Origin of the sequence: Lysobacter sp. 1R34A, from assembly GCF_051217035.1 — a bacterium.
GTDB lineage: Bacteria > Pseudomonadota > Gammaproteobacteria > Xanthomonadales > Xanthomonadaceae > Lysobacter.
Genome location: NZ_JBPKJP010000006.1, coordinates 70,989 through 93,680, shown reverse-complemented (window position 1 = coordinate 93,680; position 22,692 = coordinate 70,989). Strand labels below are relative to the sequence as shown.

The 22,692-nt window shown below is 69.4% G+C and carries 22 protein-coding genes; 17 read left to right on the top strand and 5 right to left on the bottom strand.

Going from position 1 to position 22,692, the window contains the following annotated elements:
• The 4 genes from ACSAMQ_RS03965 to ACSAMQ_RS03950 all read left to right on the top strand — a co-directional run.
• Window positions 1–1,687, top strand: a 1,687-nt coding sequence (locus ACSAMQ_RS03965) for an assimilatory sulfite reductase (NADPH) flavoprotein subunit (RefSeq protein ID WP_435394392.1), incomplete at its 5' end; no start/stop codon positions are given.
• A complete protein-coding gene (locus tag ACSAMQ_RS03960) occupies window positions 1,687–1,986 on the top strand; it encodes a hypothetical protein (RefSeq protein ID WP_435394391.1) in 300 nt (99 codons plus the stop codon). The genes ACSAMQ_RS03965 and ACSAMQ_RS03960, both read left to right, overlap by 1 nt.
• Complete coding sequence (cysI, locus tag ACSAMQ_RS03955; RefSeq protein ID WP_435394390.1) at window positions 1,983–3,752, top strand: assimilatory sulfite reductase (NADPH) hemoprotein subunit; 1,770 nt, start codon at window positions 1,983–1,985, stop codon at window positions 3,750–3,752. The genes ACSAMQ_RS03960 and cysI overlap by 4 nt, the downstream gene beginning before the upstream one ends.
• Complete coding sequence (locus ACSAMQ_RS03950; protein ID WP_435394389.1) at window positions 3,749–4,501, top strand: phosphoadenylyl-sulfate reductase; 753 nt, start codon at window positions 3,749–3,751, stop codon at window positions 4,499–4,501. The genes cysI and ACSAMQ_RS03950 overlap by 4 nt, the downstream gene beginning before the upstream one ends.
• Before the next feature lie 268 nt (window positions 4,502–4,769).
• Here the strand turns inward: ACSAMQ_RS03950 and ACSAMQ_RS03945 are convergent, their stop codons facing one another.
• Entirely contained in the window at window positions 4,770–5,753 is a 984-nt protein-coding gene (locus tag ACSAMQ_RS03945; RefSeq protein WP_435394388.1) for a LysR family transcriptional regulator, read from the bottom strand.
• Between the two features lie 312 nt (window positions 5,754–6,065).
• On the opposite strand from ACSAMQ_RS03945, the gene cysG reads away from it, so the two are divergent.
• From cysG to ACSAMQ_RS03915, 6 genes are all read left to right on the top strand, one after another.
• The gene (cysG, locus tag ACSAMQ_RS03940) at window positions 6,066–7,523 is read left to right on the top strand and encodes a siroheme synthase CysG (protein ID WP_435394387.1); all 1,458 of its coding nucleotides are present in this window, start codon (window positions 6,066–6,068) and stop codon (window positions 7,521–7,523) included.
• Between the two features lie 37 nt (window positions 7,524–7,560).
• Entirely contained in the window at window positions 7,561–8,541 is a 981-nt protein-coding gene (gene cysK, locus ACSAMQ_RS03935) for a cysteine synthase A (RefSeq protein ID WP_435394386.1), read from the top strand.
• Between the two features lie 526 nt (window positions 8,542–9,067).
• Window positions 9,068–10,135 carry an aminoglycoside phosphotransferase family protein gene (locus ACSAMQ_RS03930; protein WP_435394385.1) on the top strand — a complete coding sequence of 356 codons (1,068 nt, stop codon included), beginning with the start codon at window positions 9,068–9,070 and terminating at the stop codon, window positions 10,133–10,135.
• On the top strand, window positions 10,132–10,857 hold the full coding sequence (gene murU, locus ACSAMQ_RS03925; protein ID WP_435394384.1) for an N-acetylmuramate alpha-1-phosphate uridylyltransferase MurU: 726 nt from the start codon (window positions 10,132–10,134) through the stop codon (window positions 10,855–10,857). The genes ACSAMQ_RS03930 and murU overlap by 4 nt, the downstream gene beginning before the upstream one ends.
• Before the next feature lie 67 nt (window positions 10,858–10,924).
• The gene (locus ACSAMQ_RS03920; RefSeq protein WP_435394383.1) at window positions 10,925–11,479 is read left to right on the top strand and encodes an RNA 2'-phosphotransferase; all 555 of its coding nucleotides are present in this window, start codon (window positions 10,925–10,927) and stop codon (window positions 11,477–11,479) included.
• Between the two features lie 4 nt (window positions 11,480–11,483).
• Window positions 11,484–11,978 carry an O-acetyl-ADP-ribose deacetylase gene (locus tag ACSAMQ_RS03915; protein ID WP_435394382.1) on the top strand — a complete coding sequence of 165 codons (495 nt, stop codon included), beginning with the start codon at window positions 11,484–11,486 and terminating at the stop codon, window positions 11,976–11,978.
• A gap of 1,303 nt (window positions 11,979–13,281) precedes the next feature.
• Here ACSAMQ_RS03915 and hda read toward each other — a convergent pair.
• The 3 genes from hda to ACSAMQ_RS03900 are packed head-to-tail and all read right to left on the bottom strand — an operon-like array spanning window position 13,282 to window position 16,328.
• Complete coding sequence (gene hda / locus ACSAMQ_RS03910) at window positions 13,282–14,007, bottom strand: DnaA regulatory inactivator Hda (protein WP_435394381.1); 726 nt, start codon at window positions 14,005–14,007, stop codon at window positions 13,282–13,284.
• Window positions 14,004–15,242 carry an AI-2E family transporter gene (locus tag ACSAMQ_RS03905; protein ID WP_435394380.1) on the bottom strand — a complete coding sequence of 413 codons (1,239 nt, stop codon included), beginning with the start codon at window positions 15,240–15,242 and terminating at the stop codon, window positions 14,004–14,006. The genes hda and ACSAMQ_RS03905 overlap by 4 nt, the downstream gene beginning before the upstream one ends.
• Window positions 15,243–15,245: 3 nt before the next feature.
• Window positions 15,246–16,328: a DUF2066 domain-containing protein gene (locus ACSAMQ_RS03900; RefSeq protein ID WP_435394379.1), complete on the bottom strand. Its 1,083-nt coding sequence runs from the start codon at window positions 16,326–16,328 to the stop codon at window positions 15,246–15,248.
• 414 nt (window positions 16,329–16,742) lie between these two features.
• Between ACSAMQ_RS03900 and purM the strand changes: the two genes are divergently transcribed.
• The 6 genes from purM (at window position 16,743) to ACSAMQ_RS03870 (ending at window position 20,390) form a co-directional block, all read left to right on the top strand.
• A complete protein-coding gene (purM, locus tag ACSAMQ_RS03895; protein ID WP_435394378.1) occupies window positions 16,743–17,807 on the top strand; it encodes a phosphoribosylformylglycinamidine cyclo-ligase in 1,065 nt (354 codons plus the stop codon).
• Window positions 17,808–17,968: 161 nt separating this feature from the next.
• A complete protein-coding gene (locus tag ACSAMQ_RS03890; RefSeq protein ID WP_435394377.1) occupies window positions 17,969–18,595 on the top strand; it encodes a DUF2238 domain-containing protein in 627 nt (208 codons plus the stop codon).
• 33 nt (window positions 18,596–18,628) lie between these two features.
• Window positions 18,629–19,105 (top strand): hypothetical protein, encoded by a 477-nt coding sequence (locus tag ACSAMQ_RS03885; protein ID WP_435394376.1) that lies wholly within the window; start codon window positions 18,629–18,631, stop codon window positions 19,103–19,105.
• Between the two features lie 60 nt (window positions 19,106–19,165).
• Entirely contained in the window at window positions 19,166–19,585 is a 420-nt protein-coding gene (locus ACSAMQ_RS03880; RefSeq protein ID WP_435394375.1) for a hypothetical protein, read from the top strand.
• A gap of 22 nt (window positions 19,586–19,607) precedes the next feature.
• A complete protein-coding gene (locus tag ACSAMQ_RS03875; RefSeq protein ID WP_435394374.1) occupies window positions 19,608–19,856 on the top strand; it encodes a hypothetical protein in 249 nt (82 codons plus the stop codon).
• Between the two features lie 69 nt (window positions 19,857–19,925).
• Window positions 19,926–20,390 (top strand): DUF4259 domain-containing protein, encoded by a 465-nt coding sequence (locus tag ACSAMQ_RS03870; RefSeq protein ID WP_435394373.1) that lies wholly within the window; start codon window positions 19,926–19,928, stop codon window positions 20,388–20,390.
• Between the two features lie 335 nt (window positions 20,391–20,725).
• Here ACSAMQ_RS03870 and ACSAMQ_RS03865 read toward each other — a convergent pair whose 3' ends face one another.
• Window positions 20,726–21,427: a hypothetical protein gene (locus ACSAMQ_RS03865; RefSeq protein WP_435394372.1), complete on the bottom strand. Its 702-nt coding sequence runs from the start codon at window positions 21,425–21,427 to the stop codon at window positions 20,726–20,728.
• Window positions 21,428–21,904: 477 nt separating this feature from the next.
• Here ACSAMQ_RS03865 and ACSAMQ_RS03860 point away from each other — a divergent pair, with 477 nt between their 5' ends.
• On the top strand, window positions 21,905–22,366 hold the full coding sequence (locus tag ACSAMQ_RS03860; RefSeq protein ID WP_435394371.1) for a hypothetical protein: 462 nt from the start codon (window positions 21,905–21,907) through the stop codon (window positions 22,364–22,366).
• The last annotated feature ends 326 nt before the right edge of the window (window positions 22,367–22,692 follow it).

Here is a 22,692-nt window from a genome sequence, read left to right as displayed (position 1 = left end):
CGCCGCTCCGGCCGCGACGCCCGCGGCCGCCGCACCCGAGGCCCGCGCCAGCGAGCGCCTGACCATCGTCTACGGCAGCCAGACCGGCAACGCCAAGCGCCTGGCCGAACAGCTCGCCGGCCAGGCCGAAGCCGCCGGGCTCAGCGTGCGCCTGCTGCGCGCCGACGCCTACCCGGCCCGCGAACTCAAGAACGAACGCCTGCTGTATGTCGTGATCAGCACCCAGGGCGACGGCGATCCGCCGGACGACTCGCGCGGCCTGATCGATTTCATCGCCGGCAAGCGCGCGCCCGAGCTCAAGGGCCTCAATTACGCCGTGCTGGGCCTGGGCGATTCGAGCTATCCGGATTTCTGCGCGATCGGCCAGAAGATCGACGCCCGCCTCGGCGAGCTCGGCGCGACCCGGCTGTTCGCCCGCGGCGACGCCGACCTCGATTTCGAAACCGTCTCCACACCGTGGCTGCAGCAAGCGCTGAGCCATGCCAAGGAAGCGCTGAAGCCGGCCGCGACCCATCTGGCCACGGTCACGCCGCTGCGCCCGCTCGCGACCGCGCCGGCCTTCCATCGCGATGCGCCGTTCGCCGCCGAGTTGCTGAGCAATCAGCGCCTGATCGCGCGCGGTTCGGACCGCCGGGTGCCGGACAAGGACATCCGCCACATCGAGATCTCGCTGGAAGGCTCCGGCCTGCACTACCAGCCCGGCGACTCGCTCGGGATCTGGCCGCGCAACCCGCCGGCGCTGGTCGAGGCGGTGCTGAGCACGCTCGAGCTCGACGGCGAGACCGGCGTCGAACACGGCGGCCAATCGCTGCCGCTGCGCCAATGGCTAAGCGAGAAGCGCGAGCTGACCAAGCTGGCGCGTCCTTTCGTCGCTAGCCATGCCGCGCATGCGCGCAGCGACGAACTCAACCGCCTGCTCGCCCCCGACCACGCCGTCCAGTTCGCCGAACTGCTCGCCAACAGCCAGGTCATCGACCTGCTGCAACGCTACGACGGCCAGTGGTCGGCCGAGGAACTGGTCGCCGCGCTGCGCCCACTGACCCCGCGCATGTATTCGATCGCTTCCAGCCAGAAGCTGGTCGGCGACGAGGCCCACCTCACCGTCGCCCACGTCGAATACCAGAACGCCGGCGCCACCCGCTGGGGCGCGGCTTCGCACCTGCTCGCGAGCGCCGACGAAGGCGAGCGCCTGCCGGTGTTCATCGAACACAACGACCGCTTCCGCGTGCCCGCCGACGGCAGCCGCGACGTGATCATGATCGGCCCCGGTACCGGCGTCGCGCCGTTCCGCGGCTTCGTCCAGGAACGCGCCGCCGACGGCGCCAGCGGCCGCAACTGGCTGCTGTTCGGCAACCCGCATTTCCGCACCGACTTCCTCTACCAGGTCGAGTGGCAGGCCGCGCTGAAGGCCGGCCAGTTGCACAAGCTGGACCTGGCGTTCTCGCGCGACCAGGCCCAGAAAGTCTACGTCCAGCATCGCCTCGCCGAGCGGGGCCGCGAGCTCTACGACTGGCTCGAAGGCGGCGCGCATCTGTACGTATGCGGCGACGCCTCGCGCATGGCCAAGGACGTGCATGCGGCGCTGCTGGCGGCGATCGCCAAGCACGGCGGCAAGGACGAGGAAGCCGCCGAAGACTATCTCAACGAATTGCAGCGGCAGGGCCGCTACGCCCGGGACGTTTACTGATGCAGCTGTTTCGCCACCGCCACTTGTTCGAATCGGGCCGCGCGTCGCAGGCCGGTGCATCCGGCTTCGTGTCTACTGCGTTCGTCGGCGCTGCCGCGAACGGCATCGCCGAGTACGAATCGTCCGCAACCGGATCGCTGTTTGCCCCGGCGGCCCGGATGGAACGAGGCGACCACACCGGGCCGGCAGCACGCGCCGAGCAGAGCGCTCCGCCGGATACGGGCCGCGCTCCATTCGGGCTGCATCCGCTCGGCGCCCCTGCACTGCGTTTCGCCGCGACCGCCGGAGCGCCGGCATGAGCGCGCATTCGGTCGAAGACATCAAGCGTTCCAGCGCGCGCCTGCGCGGCAGCCTGCTGGAAAGCCTGGCCGATCCGGTCACCGGCGCCCTGCGCGACGACGACCAGACCCTGATCAAGTACCACGGCAGCTACCAGCAGGACGACCGCGACGTGCGCGAGGAGCGCCGCCTCGCGCGCCTGGAGCCGGCCTACAGCTTCATGATCCGCACCCGCACCCCGGGCGGCGTGGTCACGCCGGAGCAATGGCTCAAGCTCGACGCCATCGCGACGACGTATGCCGAACGCGGCCTGCGCATCACCACCCGCCAGGCCTTCCAGTTCCACGGCGTGATCAAGACCGAGCTGAAGCCGACCATGCAGTCGATCAACGCCGCCTTGATCGACACCCTGGCCGCCTGCGGCGACGTCAACCGCAACGTCGCCGTCGCCGCCAACCCGCAGGTGTCGGCCTCGCATGCGCAGGTGTTCAGGCAGGCTGCGGCCTTGTCCGAGCACCTGCTGCCCAACACCCGCGCCTATTACGAGATCTGGCTGGACGAAGAGCGCGTCGGCGGCAGCGGCAGCGAGGACGAGCCGATCTACGGCAACGCTTACCTGCCGCGCAAGTTCAAGATCGGCTTCGCCATCCCGCCCTACAACGACGTCGACGTGTTCGCCCAGGACCTGGGTTATATCGCGATCCTGGCCAAGAACGCGGACGGCGCCGACGAACTGCTCGGCTACAACGTCACCGTCGGCGGCGGCATGGGCGCGACCCACGGCGATGCCGAAACCTATCCGCGCGTCGCCGACGTGATCGGCTTCGTCACTCCCGACCAGGTCATCGCGGTCGGCGAGGCGGTGGTCACCGCGCAACGCGATTACGGCAACCGCGCCGTGCGAAAGCGCGCCCGCCTCAAGTACACCATCGACGACCGCGGGCTGGCCTGGTTCAAAGCGGAAGTCGAACGCCGTGCCGGGTTCCCTCTCCTCCCGGCACGGCCGTTCGCCTTCCGTCACAACGGCGACCGCTTCGGCTGGGTCGACAGCGAAGTCCGCGCCGACGGCGACGCGCGCGCCCACCTGACCCTGCGCCTGCCGGCCGGGCGCATCGTCGACGGCGCGCTCGACGGGCAGGGCCCCGAGCTGACCCACCTCAGCGGCCTGCGCGCGATCGCCCAGTTGCTCAGCGGCCACGACGGCGCCGAGTTCCGCATGACCCCGAACCAGAACCTGGTCATCGCCGGCGTGCCGTCGGCGCTGCGCGCGCAGGTCGATGCGCTGGTCGCCCGGCACGGCCTCGACGCCTATCGCCAGGCCAGCCCGCTGCGCCGCAACGCCCTGGCTTGCGTATCGCTGCCGACCTGCGGCCTGGCCATGGCCGAAGCCGAACGCTATCTGCCGCAGTTCCTCGGCCGCGTAGAAGCGCTGCTGGCGCGTCATGCGATCCCCGATGCCTCGATCAACCTGCGCATCAGCGGCTGCCCGAACGGATGCTCGCGTCCCTACCTCGGCGAGATCGCCCTGGTCGGCAAGGCGCCGGGCCGCTACAACCTGATGCTCGGCGCCGATCACCGCGGCCAGCGTCTGAACACCCTGTACCGCGAAAACATCGCCGAGCCGGAGATACTGGCCGCGCTCGACCCGCTGTTCGCCGCCTACGCGAGCGGACGCAACGACGATGAAGGTTTCGGCGACTACCTGGTGCGCAACCAGGTCGTGTCGATCCCCTATCCCACTCCCACCGGCATTCCGATCGCACTAGTCGCAGAGGCGTACGCATGAGCGCTCCCACCGATCCCGTCACCGCCGCCGAATCGCCGCGCGCGCTGGCCGAACTCAATGCCTGGCTGGCGACGCAGAGCGCCGAGCAGCGCGTGGCCTGGGCCCTGGAAAACACCGCCGGCGAGCACGCGCTGTCGTCGAGCTTCGGCGCCCAGTCGGCGGTGTCGCTGCACATGGTGACCCAACAGGCGCCGCGGATCCCGGTGATCGTGGTCGATACCGGCTACCTGTTTCCCGAGACCTACCGCTTCATCGACGAGCTCGGCGAACGGCTCAAGCTCAACCTGAAGGTCTACCGCCCGCAGATCGGCGTGGCCTGGATGGAAGCGCGCTTCGGCCGCCTGTGGGAACAGGGCCTGGACGGCATCGAGCGCTACAACCGCCTGCGCAAGGTCGAGCCGATGCAGCGCGCGCTCGACGAACTCGGCGTGCGCACCTGGATCGCCGGCCTGCGCCGCAGCCAGTCGGGCAGTCGCGCCAACATCGAGTTCCTGCAGTTGCGCGACGGCCGCTGGAAACTGCACCCGCTGGCCGACTGGAGCGACCGCGACGTCTGGCAGTACCTGCACGCCCACGACCTGCCGTATCACCCGCTGTGGCACGACGGCTACGTCTCGATCGGCGACACCCACACCACCCGCCGCCTCGAACCCGGCATGCGCGAGGAAGACACCCGCTTCTTCGGCCTCAAGCGCGAATGCGGCCTGCATTTCGACAGCGAAACGGTGGCGGAGAATCAGGCGGCTTGATTGGCTGGCCGGCTGTTCCGCGAGCGGGCGTGCCTTTACCCTTCCCCCGCAACCGGGAGAAAGTGGTCCGAAGGGCCGGATGAGGGCGCGAGATGCAGCGGAACCGCCCGCTCGCATTCCCTCGCCCCAACCCCTCTCCCGTGAACGGGAGAGGAGCTCTCGCTAGGTCATGGTGGTTTGCGCAGTGGCTGGGACGGATAGCCAATCCCCGTGCCCCTCGTCGAGAGGAAACGCTTGCGCGGCACTCTTCAGCAGCTTGGCAGACCGCTTACGAACTGATCGGTTGGGTCAGCTCGGTCCAGGTCGGGGCCTTCGGCCACTGCGGTTCCAGATTGCCTTCGAGCACGCGGCGCAGGTCGCGGCGGTCGATCTGCGGGGCCAGGCCGTGCAGCAGTTCCAGCGCGTAGTCGCGCAGCACGCGCGCACGCGGGATCACCGCCCAGGTGACGCACTCGGGAAACGCGTCCGGCGCAATCAGCGCCTTGAGGTCGTCGTCGCGCGAAGTCACCGCCATCTCGGCCAGCACGCCGACGCCCAGGCCGGCGCGTACATAAGTCTTGATCAGGTCGGCGTCGCGCGCGGTCATCGCCAGCTGCGGCTCGTGGCCTCCGGCGGTGAACGCGCGGCGCAGCGACGATTCCGGACGGGTCGAGGATTCGTAGCTGATCAACGGATGGGTGGCGAGGTCGGCCAGGGTCGGCGCGCGATCGAGCTTGGCCAGCACATGCGTGCGCGGCACCAGCACCACCCGGCGCCAGCGGAACAGCGGCACGGCCAGTCCGCCCTCGGGCGCGGCGCCGGCGGTGCTGATCACCGCCAGGTCGGCGTTGCCGTGCGACAGGTGCGACAACACTTCGCCGTCGGCGGCGGCCTGCAAATGCACGCTGACCTGCGGGAAATCGCGTTTGACCTGGGCGATCACCGGAGGCAGCACGTAGCGCGCCTGGGTGTGGGTGGTCGACAGCACCAGGCGGCCGGCATGCTGGCCGCGCTCGTTGGCGGCGTAGGCGCGGATGTTGCCGGCTTCTTCGAGTATGCGGCGCGCGTGTTCGAGCACGCGTTCGCCGGCCGGCGCGATCGCTTCCAGGCTGCGGCCCTTGCGCACGAACAACAGGAAACCCAGTTCGTCCTCGAGCTGCTTGAGCTGCTTGGACAAACCCGGCTGGGTGGCGTGGACGCGCTCGGCGGCCAGGGTGATGTTGAGGCCCGAATCGGCGATGGCGACCAGGTAGCGGAGCTGGGTCAGGGTCATAGCGTGGCTATCCGTACGAGTAAAGGATCGGCGGCGGAATGTCGGTGCGGGCGGCGACAACAGCCCGCGCCGTGGCGGACCGGGTCGTGCGGCCGGGACATTCGTTTGCGGATCGCATCCACGTCTTTATCGCTCTATTCGGATATAACGATTTATAGGTTATTCGGCGTATGGTCGGCTTGTCCAGCCCCCTGGGCGCCCCGGCCAGGGCTCATGCCGTGACGGCATGTGCAAAGGCGGCGACGTCATTTCCGGCCCCGCCCGGCGGGCCGTAGGGTCGTTCCATCGTCCCTGACCTGCGCGCCCGCCGCCATGACCAGCCCCCTGTTCCCCGTGTTTGCCGACCTGCGCGGGCGCACCGTGCTCGTGGTTGGCGGGGGCATGGTCGCGTTGCGCAAGGCCGGCGCGCTGCTCGAGGCCGGCGCACGCGTCCGGGTCGGCGCGCCCGAACTGGCCCCCGCGCTGGCGGCCTGGGCCGACGAGGGCCGCATCGAGCACCTGCCGGGGCATTTCGTCGAGGGCTGGCTGGACCAGGCCTGGCTGGCGATCGCCGCGACCGACGACGCCGCGGTCAACCGCCGCGTCGCCGAAGCCGGCGAAGCGCGCCGGGTCTGGGTCAACGTCGTCGACGATGTCGAGGCGTCGAGCTTCCACGTGCCGGCACGGGTGGTCCGCGGCCCGGTGCAGATCGCGATCTCCAGCGGCGGCGTACCGATGCTGTCGCGCCATCTGCGCGAAACCCTGGAAACCCAACTCGACGAATCGCTCGGCGCACTCGCGCACCTGTTGTCGCGCGAACGCGGGCGCATCCGCCGGCGCTATCGCGAACTCGCTGCGCGCCGCCGCTTCTTCGACCGCGTGCTGTCGGGCCCGATTCCCTCGCTGCTGCGCCAGGGCCGCAACGACGAGGCGCAGCGCGCCTTCGCCACGGCGCTCGACGACCACGGCCCGGCGGCCTCGCAAACCGGCTCGGTCGCCTTGGTCGGCGCCGGCCCCGGCGACCCGGGCCTGCTGACCCTGCGCGGCCTGCGCGTGCTCAACGAGGCCGACGTCATCCTGCACGACCGCCTGGTCAGCCCGCAGGTGCTGCAACTGGCGCGCCGCGACGCCGAACTGATCGATGTCGGCAAGCCGCTCGCCGGCACGGTGTCGCCGGCGAATCATCACAGCACCCAGGAACGCATCCATGCGCTGATGCTCGAGCACGCCCGCGCCGGCAAGCGCGTGGTGCGGCTCAAGGGCGGCGACCCGTTCGTGTTCGGCCGCGGCGGCGAAGAGCTCGAAGTGCTGCGCGATCACGACATCGCTTTCGAGGTCGTGCCCGGCATCACCGCCGCGCTGGCCTGCGGCGCCTACGCCGGCATTCCGCTGACCCATCGCGAGCATGCGCAGTCGCTGCGCCTGGTCACCGCCCACCTCAAGGACGCCAACGATGGTCTCGACTGGCGCGCGCTGGCCCAGGAGAAGCAGACCCTCGCGGTGTACATGGGCGTGTCCGGGCTCGATGTATTGCGCGACAAACTGATCGAACACGGCCGCGCCGCCAGCACCCCGTTCGCGCTGATCGAAAACGGCTCGCGCCCGGAACAGCGCGTGGTCACCGGCACGCTCGCCGAACTGGCCGAACGCGCCCAGGCCCACCGCGTGCAGTCGCCGGCGCTGTTGATCGTCGGCGAAGTCGCCGCGCTGGCCGCCCGCCTGCACTGGTTCGGCGACGAGCCTCTGACCCAGCTGCCGACGCCGGCCGAAAGCTACGCCGTAGCCGCCTGACCGCCCTCATTCGCACCCACGCCACGGGAACTCACTCATGCCCCTGTACGACAACATACTCGACACCATCGGCAACACGCCGATCGTCAAACTGCACCGCATCGCGCCGAAGCACGTGACCCTGTACGCCAAGGTCGAATCGTTCAATCCCGGCGGTTCGGTCAAGGATCGTCTGGCCCTGGCGATCGTGCTCGACGCCGAGCGCAGCGGCGCGTTGAAGCCGGGCCAGACCATCGTCGAAGCGACCTCGGGCAACACCGGCATCGCCCTGGCGATGGTCGCCGCGGCGCGCGGCTATCCGTTCGTGGCGGTGATGACCGAGACCTTCTCGATCGAGCGCCGCAAGCTGATGCGTGCCTATGGCGCGAAAGTGATCCTGACCCCGGCCGCCGAGCGCGGCACCGGCATGGTGCGCAAGGCCGCCGAGCTGGCCGAGAAGCACGGCTGGTTCCTCGCCCGCCAGTTCGACAACCCGGCCAACCCGGCCTACCACCGCAACACCACTGCGCCGGAAATCCTGCGCGACTTCGCCGGCAAGCGGCTCGACTATTTCGTCACCGGCTGGGGCACCGGCGGCACCCTCAGCGGCGCCGGCCAGGTGCTGAAGCTGGCGCGCCCGGAGCTGAAGATCATTACCTCCGAACCCGCCGGCGCTTCGTTGTTGAGCGGCAACGCCTGGCAGCCGCACAAGATCCAGGGCTGGACCCCGGACTTCGTGCCGGGCGTGCTCGACCGCGGCGTCGCCGACGAAATCCGCCCGGTCGACGACGTCACCGCGCGCGACACCGCGCGCCGTCTGGCCGCCGAGGAAGGCGTATTCGTCGGCATCTCCGCCGGCGCCACCGTCGCCGCCGCCTTGCAGGTCGCCGAACAGGCGCCGGAAGGCACGGTGCTGCTGGCGATGCTGCCGGACACCGGCGAGCGTTATCTGTCGACCTTCTTGTTCGAAGGCGTGGCCGAAGGTTCCGACGACGAGTGGCTGGCTTCCCTGGACCAACAGGAGTCGGCCGCGGCTTGAGCAACAGGCGGGGCGGAGCCGAGCGCGGCCCCCCGGCGCGCACGTGCCGCCGCGTCGGGACGGCTTCGCGCCGGCCCCGCCCCGCGCTTCTTATGCAGCAACGCGCCACGCGGCAACGCGTGGCGGCGGCGACCGGGCACCCGTAGGGCGGGGCTCACGACGGCGGGACGCCGGAAGCAGCGGTGGCGACTGCATCCGGAACAACGTCGGCGTGGGCTTCGCCCTACATCTCTTGGAAGCAGCGCACCGGCCTTCTGCCGCTTGCGGCGACCGAAGGAGGGCACCCCTGAGAAGTAGCCCGCGGGCCGGACGAGGGCGTTGGAGGCGGTGCCTGCAAATGCGGGCGAGCACCGCTGGCCGCCGTTGCATCCCGCGCGCCCTCACCCCGACCCCGCTCCCGCGGACGGAAGGGGCTCAAAGCACAGGCAGCGGCCGGCCCTTCTCCCGCTTGCGGCGCCCATGGATTCACCCCCGGACCGCGGACGTTTACCCTGTGCGCTTGCGGCACCCGCCGCACGGAGCAGGCATGACCCAGTCCCACCCCACCGATCGCGACCTCGCCCGTCTGAACTGGGCGCGCGCCGCGACCGGCGACGACCGCCTCGAACTCGTACGCGCCTCGTTCGACGCCGGTTTCCGCAGCTACTGGCGCGGCGCGACCGGTGTCTGCGCCGACCGGGACCAAACCCGGAACACCGTCATCGTGATGGACTCGCCGCCCGAGCTCGAGGACGCGCGCCCCTGGCTGCGCATGCGCGAGGTCCTGCTCGCCGGCGGCGTGCGGGTGCCGGAGGTGCGGGCGCAGGATCTCGAACACGGCTTCCTGCTGCTCGAAGACCTCGGCCGCGACACCTATCTGCAGGTGATCGAGGAGAGCAACGCCGACGCCCTGTTCGACGACGCTTTCACTCAGTTGCTCAAGATCCAGGCGCTGCCCTGCCCCGACGACCTGCCCCCTTACGACGAGGCCTTCCTCGCGCGCGAGCTGCGCCTGTTCGACGAATGGTTCCTCGGCCGCCACCTCGGCATCGAGCTGAGCTGCGGCGACCTGGAGCAACTCGACCTGGCCTATCGGCGCATCCTCGACAACGTGCTCGCCCAACCCCAGAGTTTCGTGCACCGCGACTTCATGCCGCGCAACCTGATGCCGGTGCCCGGCGGCGTGGCGGTGATCGATTTCCAGGGCGCCCTGCGCGGGCCGATCGCCTACGACCCGATCAGCCTGTTCCGCGATGCCTTCCTGAGCTGGCCGGAAGCGCGCGTCGAGGCCTGGCTGGCGCGCTATCACGCGCGGGCCACCGCCGCCGGCATTCCGTTGCCGGAGCTCGCGCGTTTCCGCCGCGACGCCGACTTCGCCGGCCTGCAGCGCCACATCAAGATCCTCGGCCTGTTCGCGCGCCTGCACCATCGCGACGGCAAGCCGAAGTACCTGGCGGACGCGCCGCGCTTCCTCGGCTACCTCGACGTGGTCCTGTCGCGTTATCCGGAGCTGGCGCCGCTGGCCGACATCGTCGAACGCTACGTGCGCCCGGCCCTGACCGCGGCCGATGCGGCCAACGCTGTCGAGGCGGCCGAGGCGGCCGGCTCGGCATGAAGGCGCTGATCTTCGCCGCCGGCCTCGGCGAGCGCATGCGCCCGCTGACCCTGCACACGCCCAAGCCCCTGCTCAGCGCGGGCGGCAAGCGCCTGATCGAATGGCATCTGGAAAAATTCGCCGCGCTCGGCATCGACGAAGTCGTGATCAACACCAGTTGGCTCGCGCCGCAGTTCCCCGAGACCCTCGGCGACGGCGCGCGCTGGGGCCTGCGCCTGCGCTATTCCTACGAAGGGCCGACTCCGCTGGAAACCGGCGGCGGCATGCTGCAGGCGCTGTCGTTGCTGCAGGAAGGCGCCGACCCGCAGGCGCCGTTCCTGGTCGCCAACGGCGACATCTGGACCGACTACGACTTCGCCGCGCTGCCGCGCGACTTCGACGGCGACGCGCACCTGCTGCTGGTCGACAATCCGGCGCAGCATCCGCACGGCGATTTCCGTCTTGAGGACGGACGGCTGCATAACCACGGGGAGCCGCGCCTGACCTATTCCGGCATCGGGCTGTATCGTGCGTCCCTGTTCGCCGATTGGCGCGCCCGGCTCGGCGAGGCCGCCGGCGCGCAGCTGCAGCCGCCGCGCTTCAGCACCGTGCCGCTGCTGCGCGCCGCCGCCGACGCCGGTCGGTTGAGCGGATCGCACCATCGCGGCCGCTGGACGGATGTCGGCACGCCCGAACGCCTGCAGCAACTCGACGCCGCGCTGGCTGCGGCGGCGCACGGCTGAACGCAACACGCGACTTATCGCGCGGCCTGAACCACCGCAGCCACTCCTCCCTGCGAACTGGAACCCCATGACCGCCGTCAACCTCACCAAGACCAGCAAGTTCCTCAGCCTGGTGCTGCGCCACGAACCCGACGCGATCGGCCTGAGCCTCGACGGCAACGGCTGGGCCGACATCGACGAGCTGATCCGCCTGGCCAACGCCGCCGGCAAGCCGGTGACGCGCGCGTTGATCGACGAAGTCGTGCGCGACAACGACAAGCAGCGCTTCGCGATCAGCGACGACGGCACGCGCATCCGCGCCAACCAGGGCCACTCGATCGAGGTCGACCTGGCGCTGACCGCTCTGGCGCCGCCGGCGGTCCTCTATCACGGCACCGCGACCCGCTTCGCCAAGTCGATCCGCAACCTCGGCCTGGTCAAGCAGAGCCGCCAGCACGTGCACCTGTCGTCCGACCCGGACACCGCGATCAAGGTCGGCAGCCGCCACGGCAAGGCCCTGGTGCTGTCGATTCGCGCCGGCGACATGCATGCGCGCGGCCTGAGCTTCTTCCAGTCCGCCAACGGCGTCTGGCTGACCGACGCGGTCGCGCCGGAATTCATCGACTGGCCCGAGCAGGCTTGAAGCGATGCGGCTGCGCGCGATCCAGGGCGACATCACCACCCTGAGCGTCGACGCGATCGTCAACGCCGCCAATTCCTCCCTGCTCGGCGGCGGCGGCGTCGACGGTGCGATCCATCGCGCGGCCGGCCCCGCGCTGGTGGCCGAATGCCGCTTGCTCGGCGGCTGCGAGACCGGCGAAGCCAAACTCACCCGCGGTTATCGGTTGCCGGCGCGTCACATCATTCACACCGTCGGCCCGGTCTGGCGCGGCGGCGAGCACGGCGAACCCGAGCTGTTGGCCGCGTGCTATCGCAACTGCATGTCGGTGGCGGCGCGGCATGGATTGGCCAGCATCGCCTTCCCCTGCATCAGCACCGGCATCTTCGGCTACCCCGCCGACGCGGCCGCGCGGATCGCGGTGGACACGGTGCGGGCGCAGGCCGCAACCAGGATCGACGAAGTCGTGTTTTGTTGTTTCTCCGATGCGGATCGCAGGTTGTACGAGGGGTTGTTGGAGTGAGTTGCGTCTCGGTGCGGCCGACGGGTCCACTGCAGGATGGCATTGCAGGGGCTCGCCTTTGTAGGAGCGACGCGAGTCGCGACTGCGACCTCGCACAATCGCGCCGATTCTGGCCTCAGCCTGGGTCAGGGTAGGAGCGAGGCAAGCCGCGACCGCCATGCCTCATTCCGTGCCGTCTTCGGGCGTGCATCCTGTAGGAGCGGCGTGAGCCGCGACCGTGGACGCGCCGAGGCACCAAGGCTGATGTCGCTCATCGAAGCGGTCTGCTTTCGCCAGGGGTAGGAGCGGCGCAAGCCGCGACATCGCTGCGGCGGTCTTGCGGCGTCTCTCTCTTAAGCAAGATCAAGATCAAGATCAAACCCAAAGCTTCCGCCACTAAAGCGGCGGGTTACTTTCTTTTGTCTAAAGCAACAAAAGAAAGGTAACCAAAGAAAAATGCTTCTTTTTGAATCACCAGCCCGCACGATCGGCGCATACGCAGGGATTTTTCATACGGGACATCCTTGTCCCGATGAAAAACGGCCCGCATCCCTGCGGGCCGCCCTTTGGGTCTTCGATTGCCTTCGCTAGTGCGAGGCGGCGCACAGCAATGACCTAGGCAAAAGCACAGCCACCGCCACGCATGCGAGCCACGTCCTCTGTAGGAGCGACGTAAGTCGCGATCGCGGAATGCGCAGAAGCAACAAGGCCACCGCCCTTTATCGAAGCGGCGTGCTCTCGCCGGGGTAGGAGCGGCGCAAGCCGCGACCGCGATTTTCGGCCGGCGACGCAGGCGATCGGAGTTGCGTAGTCGCGGCTTGCGCCGCTCCTACCCAAGAGCAACGACGGTCGTTGCCGTTGCGATTGTGGTGCTTTGATCTGCTTTGTCGCTTTGCCGGTCAAAAGCAGACCCGGAGGGCGGCCCGCAGGGATGCGGGCCGTGCGCAAGCAGGCCATGGATGGCCTGTCTCGAGCATCCCTGCGCCGGCATCGATCGTGCGGGGCTTGTGCCCTTGCAAGGAGAAGCACTTTTCTTTGGTGACTTTCTTTTGTTGCTTTGGACGAGAAAGTTACCCGCACCCTTTAGGGGGCGGAAGCTTTGCTCTTGATCCAAAGTTACGCAGCAAGGCGCTACAACGCGGTCGCGACTTGCGTCGCTCCTACCCTAACGGGCCACCGTCGGCATCGGCGCGAGATCGAGGGCATCGCGGCGCGAGAACCAAACCGCAACCGACAGTGGGTTCCGGATTGAATCGGCGAAGGCCGGGTCGAATCGGACCGAGTCGAAATCCAACCGACCGCCCCAACCCCACACACCACGCCCCTACTCCGCCCCCAGGGTCTGCCGCAAAAACGGCACGGTGATTCGCCGCTGCGCCGCGAGCGAGGCGCGGTCGAGTTTGTCGAGCAGGGCGGTCAGGCCGCCCAGATCGCGGTCGACGCGCTTGAGCAACCAGTCCAAAGCGGCTTCTTCCAGGGCCAGGCCGCGGCGCTGGGCGCGCTGGCGCAGGACTTCGCCGCGGCCGGCGTCGTCGAGCGGGGTCAGCACGATGCGGGTGCATTGCGACAGGCGCGAGCGCAGGTCGGGCAGGCTCAAGGGGAGTTCGTCGGGGTTGTCGCGCGCGGCGTAGATCAGCGATGCGCCGGCGGCGCGCGCGCGGTTGTGGGTGTCGAACAGGGCGATCTCGTCGTCGCGGTCGCCGGCGATCGCTTCGATACCGTCGAGCGCCAGCAGGTCGTTGCCTTCGAGTGCGTACAGCGCATCGCGCAGGCGGCCGGCGGCGGCCTGCAACGGCAGGTAAGCGGCGCGGCGGCCGGCCGATTCGGCGGCAGCGCAGGCGGCCAGCAACAGATGGGTCTTGCCCACTCCGGCCGGTCCGGCCAGATACACCCAGTCGGCGCCGGTCGGGTCGAGGTAACCCGCGGTCTCCTGAGTCTGGGTGGCCAGGGCGCGCAGTTGCGCGATCGCGCCCTCGGGCGCGTCGACGTAGGTATCCAAACGCTGGTCCGGCGGATAGCGCAGGGCCAGCGGCAACTGCGGCACGCTCACTGCGGTTCGCGCTCCGCGCGGTCGCCCTGCTCCGCGCTCTTGTTCGGCGCGCTCTTGTCCGGCCCGTTCTTGTTCGGCCCGTTTTTGTTCGACGCGGGCGCGGCCTTCGGCACGACCGGCGTGGACGCCGGGTCGAGCAGGATGGTCGGGTGATCGCCGGCGTACAGGCGGCTGTGGGTGTAGCGTTCTTGCGCGTAACGCAACAGCACGTTGGCGACGGCGGCGACCGGCAGGGCCAGCAGCATGCCGAGGAAACCGAACAGGGTGCCGCCGGCGAGCACGGCGAAGATCACCGCGACCGGATGCAGGCCGATCCGGTCGCCGACCAGCTTCGGCGTCAGCCAATAGCTTTCGATGACCTGGCCGACGCCGAACACGGCGAGCACGCCGGCCACGTATTTCCAGTCGCCGTACTGCACCAGCGCGGCGATCACGCCGAGGATGATGCCGCTGGCCGGGCCGAGGTAAGGCACGAAGGTCAGCAGGCCGGCGATGATGCCGATCAGGATGCCCAGATCCAGGCCGACCGCCCACAGGCCGAGGCCGTACATCACGCCGAGCGCCAGCATCACCAGGAACTGGCCGCGCAGGAAAGCGCCGAGCACGTCGCTGGACTCCTTGGCCAGGCGGCTCGCGGTGGCGAGGTGGGCGCGCGGAATCAGCGAGGCGACGCGGTCGACCAGCACGTCCCAGTCGCGCAGGAAGAAGAAGGTCAGCACCGGCAGCAGGGCGATGTTGGCGATCAGGCCCATGATCGCGAAGCCCGAACGCGACAGATAACCCAGCAGGGTGGTCGCGACGCCGCCGGCGCGCTCCCAGTTGCCGCGGACCAGCTCGATCAGGTGATTGAGATCGAGCCAGTTGCTGATCTCGAAACCGGTGCGCTGCTCCAGCCACGGCAGCGCGGTGCCGGTGAACCATTCGCGATAGCGCGGCAGCGACACGATCAGGGTAGAGATCTGGCGTTCGATCAACGGCACCAGGATCACCAGCACCAGGATCACCAGCAAGGCCATCAGCCCGAACACCAGCGACACGGCGACGTTGCGCGAGCGGCCGGTGCGTTCGAGCCGGTCGACCAGCGGATCGCCGAGCCAGCCGAGCATCGCGGCGATCACGAACGGCGTCAGCACCGGCGCGAGCACCCACAGCAACCAGCATGCGCCCAGGCCGAGCGCGGTCCACTGCAGGCGCCGCAGGAACAGCGCGATGTCTTCCAACGGGGCACGTTCCATGCGTCAGTGCAGCCGGTACACGGGCGGCTGGCCTTCGAGGCCTTCCAGCGCCTCGAGGGTGTCGCCGCTGTCGGCCATGCGCTTCAGGCCGGGCAGGCCGGAAATCAGGTCGAGGTCGAATTCGACGCTGTCGGGCGTGGCGCGGATCGGAGTCATCTTGCGGATCACCGCCAGCCCCTGCAGATAGCCGGACAGGCGGATGTAGTCGTCGGCGCTGCGCAGGGTGGTGAACACCACCCGGTAGACGCCGGCCGGACCGGCCGCGCTGCGCTTGGCGTAGCGCTTCATCAGCGCGTCGGCCGCGCCGTCGGCGCCGCCGGCCATGACCTTGCGCGCGTCGGGATCGGTGTTGGACCAGCTGCCCAGCACCTTGCCGCCGTCGACGAAGGTCCAGTCGCCCTTCCAGCCGCCGGTCTTGACCCGGTAGACCTTGCCGATCAGCTGCATCGGCGGGCTGTAGCGCGAGGACGCGCGGGCCACCGCGGCGGCGTCGCCGCGCCAGATGGCGCCGACGCTGGCCTGTTCGGCGGCGCTGCCGTTCGGCAGGCCGAGGCGGTAGCCGCGGTCGATCGCACGGTTCAGCGCCGAACGCGCGGCGTTGACCTGGGGCAGGCCGACCAGGCGCGGGCCGCTGCCGTCGTCGATCGCCATCCACAGCACCGGCTTGGGGCGCGGCTGCGGCCAGATCGGCAGGCCGAGGGTCGAGGCCAGGCTTTCGACCTTGGCCTGGTCGAAATTGACCACCAGGGTGGTCTGGAAGGTCGGCGCGCCGGTCGAGCGCGACACGCCCTCGTCCTGGCGGTAGTCGTAGCCGGTCACGTACTCCTTGGCCCGGCGCAGTTCCTGGCCGACCCCCGGCCGGCTGGCCGCGGCGCGGTCGCCGGACATCTTGCCCAGCACCTGGGCCAGGGCACGCGCCATTGCGCCGTTGCGCTCGGCTTCGCCCTGGCCGTTGACCTGGACCTCGGCCGAATACGGACCCGCCGCCTCGGCGCGGTCGCCCTCGACGCGCTGCGCCGCGGCGGCAAAGCTCGCCAGCATCAGCGCTGCGATCACAAAACTCCGGATTGCCCGAACCATCGCCATCCTTAACTGTATGTAGAAAAACGGGCGTCCCGCTCGCCGTTCCAGCGCGAACCGGACCACCGGCCCGGCATCGTTGCGGCTGGACCCACCACCGCGGGCGAAGGCCCTGCCCTCGCCCACCCTCGCCTCCTGCTTCGGTCCGGCGGTCGCGGGTGCGGCCCGCCGACGGTGCTCAAGGTCCGAAATGTTGCCGTAGTGGGGCCGGCGCGTCCATTCGCGCGCCTGAACGGACCGCTTCAGGCAACGCCCGCCGCAGCCCTGGCGGAGGCCCCGCATCGCCTTGGCGGAGGCCCTGCGCGGCTTTGGCGGAGGTTCTGCGCAGCCCCCGGCGCGGCCGGGCTGCGGGTCGAACCGGTTCGGACGCCCCATGGCTGCTAAAATCCCACGTTTCCTTCCGCGACCGCCGGGGCCGCCGTGACCGCATCTCCTTCCGACACCTCCCCCAAGCCGCTGACCTACCGCGACGCGGGCGTCGACATCGACGCCGGCAATCAGGTCGTCGAACGCATCAAGCCCTTAGTCAAGCGCAGCTTCCGTCCCGAGGTGATGGGCGGCCTGGGCGGCTTCGGCGCCTTGTTCGACCTGTCCGGCAAATACCGCGAGCCGGTCCTGGTCTCGGGCACCGACGGCGTCGGCACCAAGCTCAAGCTGGCCCAGCAGCTCAACCGCCACGACACCATCGGCATCGACCTGGTCGGCATGTGCGTCAACGACGTGCTGGTGCAGGGCGCCGAACCGCTGTTCTTCCTCGACTACTTCGCCACCGGCAAGCTCGACGTCGACACTACCGTGGCCGTGGTCGGCGGCATCGCCAAGGGCTGCGAGCTCGCCGGCTGTGCGCTGATCGGCGGCGAAACCGCGGAAATGCCCGACATGTACCCGCCGGGCGAATACGACCTGGCCGGCTTCACCGTCGGCGCGGTCGAGAAGTCGCAGTTGCTCGACGGCGCGCGCGTGCGCCGCGGCGACGTGCTGATCGGCATCGCCTCGAGCGGCCCCCACTCCAACGGTTATTCGCTGATCCGCCGGATCTTCGATCGCGCCGGCCGTCCGGGCGACGTCGCCGTCGGCGGCGTGCGCCTGATCGACGCGCTGATGGAACCGACCGCGCTGTACGTCAAGCCGGTGCTGGAGCTGCTGCGCGCCAACGGCGGCGAGCACCGGATCCACGCCATGGCCCACATCACCGGCGGCGGCCTGACCGAGAACATCATCCGGGTGATCCCCGACGGCCTGGGCCTGGACATCCGCACCGCCACCTGGACCCTGCCGCCGGTGTTCGACTGGCTGCAGCGCGAAGGCGCGGTGCCGCGCGAGGAAATGTGGCGCACCTTCAACTGCGGCATCGGCTTCGTGCTGGTGGTTCCGGAAGAAGCGGTCGCCGCGACCGAGCGCGACCTGCAGCGCCTGGGCCTGTCGCACTGGCGCATCGGCGAAGTCGTCGCCCACTCCGACGGCGAGCGCGTGCACATCGGCTGAGCCGCGCGCACGATCGCGATACCCCAACGGCGGGCCTCGGCCCGCCGTTTCTTTTTGCCTGCTGCCGTGCCCGCCGCCGCGCCGGTTCTCCGGCCGATTCCCTTACCCGCCGCGCTCGGGTAGCGTGTGACGGGCCGCTCACTCCATAGACCCCGCACCCGATGACCGCAACGCCGGCAGGACGCACGAGCGTCGCCAAGAAATTCGCCCTGACCGTGGTGTTGACGGTATTCGCGCTGACCTGGATCGACCCGACCAGCCCGTTCGAACAAGGCATGCACAGCGTGCTGACCGTGCTCGGCTTGGTGTGGCTGTGGCGCCACGACCGCCGCTGGCCGCTACGCGACGGGCACTACCTCGCGATCTGCGCCTTCATGGTCGCGCACTGCCTCGCCGCGCGCTGGCTGTATTCCTACGTGCCCTACGACCAGTGGATCCAGTCGCTGACCGGCGGCTGGTCGCTGGATCGCGCGTTCGGCTTCGAGCGCAATCACTTCGACCGCCTGATCCACTTTCTGTACGGCGTCTGCTTCGCCCCGGCCGTGCGCGAATACCTGCGCCAGCGCTGGCCGGCGCTGTCGCCGCGCCAGGCCTTCGTGCTCGCGGTGGCCGCGATCATGTGCACCAGCCTGGTCTACGAATGGATCGAGTGGGCGATCGCGCTGAGCATGTCGCCGGAAGCCGCCGAGTCCTACAACGGCCAGCAGGGCGATGTCTGGGACGCCCACACCGACATGTTTCTTGCGACACTGGGTTCGCTGGCGGCCTGGCCGCGCGCGCGGCGCTGACGATCACGATCCGAGCAAGCCCCCGGGGAAGCCATGTCCGAGTTCGATCCCACCGCCGACCGCCATGCCACCGCGACGGATGCGGCCGATGCGGCCGATGCCTCGCAACTGCATACGCTCAGTGTCCTCTACTACGTGTTGGGCGGGCTCAACGCCTTGATGCTGTCGCTGACCCTGCTGTTGGTCGGCGCCGTGGTGGTGCTCGCGGCGCGGGAGCCCGACTCGGCATCCGCGCCGGCCGCCGCGACGGTAGCCGCGTCCGGCGATGCGACGATGGTGACGAGCATCGCCCTGCTCATCTACCTGGCCGTCTTCCTCCTCAGTGCGGTCTGCGCCGTGCTGCAGTTCATGACCGCGCGGCGTCTGCGCGAACGCCGCAGTCTCCGCTTCTGCCAGGTCGCCGCCGGCCTGAGTTGTCTGTCGGTGCCGCTCGGCACCTTGCTCGGCGCGTTCACCTTCGTCGTCCTGGCGCGTCCGTCGGTGCGGGCGCGGTTCGCCGCGCGCGACTGATTCGCCCCGTCGCCGCAAACCCGGAATGCGGCCGTAGCCTCTCACCCAGGAGATCCATCCATGAACCACGTCCCCGCCGCAGCCGCCGCCGAAAACCCGCAGGACGCGTCGCAGCTCAAGACCCTGAGCATCCTGCACTACGTGTTCGCCGCGCTGTATCTGCTGCCACTGCTGATGGCCTTTCTGTACGTCTTCATGGGGGTCGCGATTCTCAAGGGCGGCATCCACAGCCAACCCGGCGACGAGGTCGGCGGCTGGGTGCTGATCGGCGTCGCCGTGGCGCTGTTCCTGGTCGCCGTTATCGGCGGCAGCCTGACCTTCCTCGCCGGGCGTCGCCTCAGCCAGCGCCGCGGCCGCACGCTGTGCATGGTCGTCGCCTGCATTTCCTGCCTGTCGGTGCCGCTGGGCACCGCCTTGGGCGTGTTCAGCCTGATCGTATTGAGCCGGCCTTCGGTGAAGGCCTTGTTCGGCGAACGCTAGAAGCTTTCGAATGGGAGCGGCCATGCTGCGATACAGCGACGGACTCGAGGTCAGGCTCGGCGATCGGGTGCTGTCCTACGAACTCAATCGCGGCCGGATCGTGGCGCTGATCGACCGTGGCGAGTATTCGGCGAAGTTCCCGCAAGCCGAATGGGACTACCTCGAACGCGGCGTGCTGGTCGAAACCGACTTCGGCGGGCTGGTGCACTACCCGAACGGTTTCAAGCACGACGAGTTGTCCCTGATCGACCGGGCGCCGGACCCCGAATAGACCCGGCGCACCGTCGCTGCCGGCTGGATGTCGCCCGATTGGCCGCGCTGGACGATCGCAGGCCTCACAATGCAGCGTATCGATCCGTCCCCTGACGGCTCGCAATTTATCGGCAGGAGTGAATCGATGGGTGCATGGGGCATTGCCACGTTCGACAACGACGACGCGGCGGACTGGCTGGCCGAATTGTCCGATCACCAAAGCCTGGCCCTCGTTCGCGAGACTATCGCCGCCGCGCTGGAGGCGGACGGCTACCTGGAAGCGCCGGAAGCTTCGAACGCGTTGGCCGCCTGCGAACTGATCGCCGCCGCGATCGGGCGTCCCTCGGCCGCGGCGCGCAAGCAGGAGACGTTGACCCACTGGATCGCGCACCGCAGGCCGTCGCCGGATGCAGCGCTGATCGCCGATGCGCTGCGCAGCATCGACCGCGTGCTCGGCCCGGAGTCGGAACTGCGCGAGTTATGGGAAGAAACCGAGGACTACGCCGCATGGCAGGCCGACGTCGCCCAACTGCGGTCGCGGCTGTCGCATTGACGCCTCGCCGTCGGCCGTGGCTCTCGGCGGCTTCCTCCCTCGAACTGCGCGCCGATCCAAACGCGGGCTATGGCGGCCTGACCCGCCATAGCCCGCTGCGCCCAGTCCGTTGGCTCCCCCGTCGGACCGACCGCACCCGCCTGGGCCGCGCGTTGCGCGCGGCGCCATCGACCGCGCCGGGCCGTCCTTGGCCGACGCGGGGCGGGCGGCATGTCCCTATGCCTCATCGCCGGCCCGGCGATCGCGGCCTGCGCTCCCGCCCGTGAGACTCGCTGGAGTCGCGGGACGTGCACGCGCGATCGCGGCGGGCCGCGAAGCTCATCGCCTGCCGATGCTCACCACAGATCGTTGACGATCTTCGAGCAGGCGCCGGCGGCCGGACCGGCGGCGGCCTGCGCCCCCGGGATCGCGCCGACCGCCACCGCACAGCCGGCGTCCGCGCCGACCACGCTGACGATCTGCAGCACCACCTGCCACCACTTGCGCTTGGCCTGGACCCGGCCGGCTTCCGGCTGCGCCTCATAGTGCGCGGCCCAGTACTCGAGCGAGTGGCGCGCGGTGCTGATCCCGCCGAGCACGGCCTGGCCCCCCTGGCTCTTCGGGTCCAGCTTGGCGATGGCTTCGCTTTCGATCTCGGCCAGGGCCTTGTCCATCTCGGCGGCCGACTGGGCCTGGCTCGACAACGCCGCATCGATGCGGGTCAGCAGGGCGTACTCGACCGTGCTGAAGTATTGGCGGTAGGGCGCGACGCGTTCTCCGAAGCTCGGCTCGCGCTGGGTCGGCAGGAACGGGGTGTAGCGGGCCACGAATTCTTCGGCGCTGCCTTCGGGGCGATAGCCGCACAGCACGACCAGGTCTTCCAGCTCCGAGCCCTTGCTGGCTCCGCCGGCCGCCTGCGCCATCAGGCAGCCGAGGTAGGCGTTGTGTTCGACCCCCACGTGGTCCATCGGATTGCCCGCCAGGGCCGGCGAGCACGCGCCCGCCACCGCGGCGGCCGCGATCCACTGGGTCAGACCGATTCGACGCTTGATACCCATCGCAATGTTTCTCCTTTGATTGAATGGAACGGGTGCTGGCGGCTGCCGGCCTTGCCGGCATCGCCGTCGATCTCGGCCATGCCTGGCCGATGGATCGGCCGCGTCGGCATGCGAACGGGCGGAAGCGCTGCCCGATGCGCATGCCGACGCGCCCTGTCGACGCGATCGCGGTGCGTCCGTCCGGTGGACGGGCCCGGCGTTGACCGGGCCGACACCGCGTCGGCGACGAGTCCATTTACCGTCGGCGCGGATCGATTTGCGAGGAACGTTCAGGGACCGAACCGGGACGCGGCGGGAACGTTTCGCGATCGGGGGCGGCGATGAACGAGCGGATCGCCAATGAGGTCACAGCACGAGCGTGCCGTACGACAAGTTCGCGCCGATTCGTTCCCGCTTTGGTCCCCGAATTGCTTGGACGCGGCTTCGGCGCGCTTCGTAGGCTGGGCCTCCATCGAGCTTCGCCTACAGGGGGCGGACATGCGTACGACACTCAAGGGATTCATTCTCGCGGCGGCGTTGTTCAACACCGCCGCCCTCGCCCACGACACCGACGGCGTCTGCGCACAGGAAGGCGCGCGCATGACCGTGGTCGGCTCGTTCAACTTCAGCTCGCAGGACCTGCTCGACTTCCAGCAGCGCGAACTGAGCGGCGGCATCCGGCTGCCCCCGGGCGGCATGTGCACGCCGAGCAGCTGCGGCATCGTCGACGACCACTGGGCGGTCGCGACCCGCCGCGCCTTCCAGTACTGCGAACAGATCGCCCCGGGCAGCATCGCCCAGGTCAGCTCGCCGACGACCTACAACGACGCCCTGCTGCACCACTCCGCCTACAGCTTCGGCCCGAACACCCCGAACCTGCAGGGCCTGTGCGTGCGTTGCCAGGTGCCCAGCGGTACGCCGATCAGGCCGACGAAAGCGACGCAGGGGGTGCGGCCGTAAGCGAGAGCCGCGGGTTGTAAGGACGCGAAACCGGCTATCCGCAAACGGCGACACACCTCGGCCGTAAGCGGCGAAACCGGCCCAGCGCCGTCCCCGCAAAAGCGGGAATCCGGAGACTTCACAGCCATGCCGGGGTAGAGCCCTGGATTCCCGCCTTCGCAGGGATGACGAATCGGGCAATCGCGCAAATCTGAACCCGCTGCGAGCTGAAGTCTCTACGGCCCGGCCAAGACGCACAGCGCCCGGCGTTCATGGATGCGCGAACCGATGGCTCGCAAGCGCATCCATTTCCCGTGCCGCCGCGCGCTGGTGGTGCGATCCGAGGG